Genomic DNA, 2,469 nt, shown 5'->3' with positions numbered 1-2,469 from the left:
GTAGTCGGTGACGGGGCCGACGGGTACCCCCTCAGCCCCGTCACCGACTACTACGGCCTGTTCGCCGGCGTGCAGGGGGAGGACCTCGAAGCGTGGCAGGCCGCGCACGCCCTGACCGAGCCGATCCTCGCGCGCATCAACGAGGCGTGGGAGGCCGCCGAATACCCGATGGACCTGGTGCGGCTCCTCGCCGACTCCGACCTCCTCACCGACGGCCTCGACATCCCCGGCCACCGGCGGCTCTCCCCCCTGGGTGCGGGCCTCGTGACGATGGAGATGTCCCGCATCGACGGCTCCATGGGCACGGTCGTCGGCGTGCAGGCAGGGCTCTGCGCCCGCTCCATCGCCCTGCTCGGGTCCCAGGAGCAGAAGGACAAGTGGCTGCCCGCGCTCGCCTCCGCCGAGAAGCTCGGCGCATTCGCCCTCACCGAACCGGATCACGGCTCCGACTCCGTTGCGTTGGAAACAGTGGCGCGCCGCGAGGGCGATCACTGGGTCATCACCGGGGAGAAGAAGTGGATCGGCAACGGCGCGAACTGCGACGTCTCCGTGGTGTGGGCGCGCGTGGATGACGAGTCCGATCCGCAGCTGCACGGGCAGGTGTCCGGCTTCATCGTGGAGCAGCACCTCGACGGGTACAGCGCCGACGTCATCGAAGGGAAGCTGTCCCTGCGCGCCATCCACCAGGCGCACATCCGCATGGACGGTGTGCGAGTGCCGCTGGATGCGCGTCTGCCGGAGGCCCGCTCCTTCAAGGACACGGGCCGCGTGCTCGCAGCGACCCGCGCCGGTGTGGCCTGGGGCGCGCTCGGGCACGCCATCGCCTGCTTCGAGATCGCCGCGCAGTACGCGAAGGACCGCACCCAGTTCGGCAGGCCGCTCGCGAAGTCCCAGCATGTGCAGGTGCGGCTCGCGGACATGCTGCAGACCCTCGTGGGGGCGCAGCTGCACTGCTTCCGCGTGGCTCAGCTCGATGAGGCGGGCACGCTGACACCGGTGCAGGCGTCCATGGCGAAGGTGCACTGCACCCGCGCCGCCCGGTCCGTTGCTGCGGAGGCGCGCGACCTGCTCGGCGGGGTGGGGATCCTGCTGGAGAACCAGGTGATCCGGCACATGGCCGACATCGAAGCGCTCCACACCTATGAAGGCACCGACACGATCCAGTCGCTGCTCGTGGGCCGTGAGATCGCCGGAGTGAGCGCGTTCGCGTAGGCCAGCGTGCTCGCGTGGCCCAGGGCGTTCGCGTGGCTCCGGGAGGGGCTCCATGTGTCGTGCCCTTCACTGCGAACAGCCCTGACCTGAACCTTGACCAACTCAGTTGGTCAAGGAATCATGGTGGCATGACTGTGTACAACATTGCGGAAGCCAAAGCGCAGCTGTCAGCGCTCGTGGCCCGAGCGGAGGCCGGTGAGTCGGTTGTGATCGCACGAGCGCATCGACCCCGAGCCGTCCTTGTCCCGGTGGCGAGCGGCGACACGCGAAGCTTTGGTCAGCTTGAGGGGCTCATTTCCGTGAGCGACGATTTCGACGCACCCATGGATGAGTCCGAGGCTGCTCTGTGGGAGTGACGTATCTTCTCGACACCCATGTGCTTCTCTGGCTGCTCGGTTCCCCGGGGCGTGTGAAGGCTGAGCTCCGCGAGGAGCTCCAGAAGGCGGAGAACCGGCTTGTGGTGTCCGCGGCCTCCGCGTTCGAGATCGCCCAAAAAACGCGAGTGGGAAAACTCGCCGGTGAACCGGTCCTGCAGTCGTGGAGTCAGCTCCTCCAGGAGGCTCGGATCCTCGAGATTCCTGTGACGGGCGAGGACATGATCCTCGCGGGAACTCTTTCGTGGGATCACCGGGACCCCTTCGACCGCATGATCGTCTCCCATGCGATACGGCATCGGGCCCAGCTCGTGACGGCGGACCGGGTTGTCCTCTCGGCTGGTCTCGTGCGAACCGTCTTCGCTGAGGCCTGACGCGGTGGCGTATCCGCCAACGCGGACTCCGGCCCCACGTTGACTCCGCAGATGCGGTGTAGACTGCGGAGTTATGACGCAGATTCGGATATCCCGTGCAGCCGCTCTGCTCGGCGTCAGCGACGACACCGTGCGCCGCTGGATCGACCAGGGCCGCCTCAGCGCTGCCAAGGACAGCGCCGGGGTGAAGGTCGTGGACGGCGCTGACCTCGCACGCCTCGCCAGTGACACCGCGGAGTCCGCCGCCGCCAGCGCAGGCGCGCTCGACGACCGCGCCGGCACCCGATCGGCCCGCAACCGCTTCACCGGCCTCGTCGTGGCGCTGCGCCGCGGCGACGTGCTCAGCCAGGTGGAGCTGCAGGCCGGGCCGTTCCACGTCGTCTCCGTCATCACCACGGACGCTGTTGACCAGCTCGGCCTCGACGTCGGCTCCGTCGCCTCCGCCCTGGTGAAGTCCACCGATGTGCAGATCGAAAAGGCCCTCCTGTGACTCTCCGCCCCGCTCATCC

At 68.2% G+C, this 2,469-nt stretch carries 4 protein-coding genes; all 4 read left to right on the top strand.

Features of this window, described 5'->3' with window-relative positions; genetic code table 11:
• Positions 1-57 precede the first annotated feature (57 nt).
• Entirely contained in the window at positions 58-1,212 is a 1,155-nt protein-coding gene (locus tag MHY20_RS11465) for an acyl-CoA dehydrogenase family protein (protein WP_275436820.1), read from the top strand.
• Positions 1,213-1,340: 128 nt separating this feature from the next.
• On the top strand, positions 1,341-1,568 hold the full coding sequence (locus MHY20_RS11460; protein ID WP_239376895.1) for a type II toxin-antitoxin system prevent-host-death family antitoxin: 228 nt from the start codon (positions 1,341-1,343) through the stop codon (positions 1,566-1,568).
• Positions 1,565-1,960 carry a type II toxin-antitoxin system VapC family toxin gene (locus MHY20_RS11455; RefSeq protein WP_239376893.1) on the top strand — a complete coding sequence of 132 codons (396 nt, stop codon included), beginning with the start codon at positions 1,565-1,567 and terminating at the stop codon, positions 1,958-1,960. Before MHY20_RS11460 ends, MHY20_RS11455 begins: the two co-directional genes overlap by 4 nt.
• 73 nt (positions 1,961-2,033) lie before the next feature.
• Entirely contained in the window at positions 2,034-2,450 is a 417-nt protein-coding gene (locus tag MHY20_RS11450; protein ID WP_183376976.1) for a TOBE domain-containing protein, read from the top strand.
• Positions 2,451-2,469: the final 19 nt, after the last annotated feature.

The organism is Helcobacillus sp. ACRRO (genome assembly GCF_022347125.1).
Lineage (GTDB): Bacteria > Actinomycetota > Actinomycetes > Actinomycetales > Dermabacteraceae > Helcobacillus > Helcobacillus massiliensis.
The sequence above is the reverse complement of the archived record's forward strand: the minus strand, read 5'-3'. Positions and strand labels throughout refer to the sequence as shown.

Coding starts and splice junctions, on each gene's coding strand:
- MHY20_RS11460 (WP_239376895.1), top strand. CDS start 1,341: ATGACTGTGTACAACATTGCGGAAGCCAAAGCGCAGCTGTCAGCGCTC.
- MHY20_RS11450 (WP_183376976.1), top strand. CDS start 2,034: ATGACGCAGATTCGGATATCCCGTGCAGCCGCTCTGCTCGGCGTCAGC.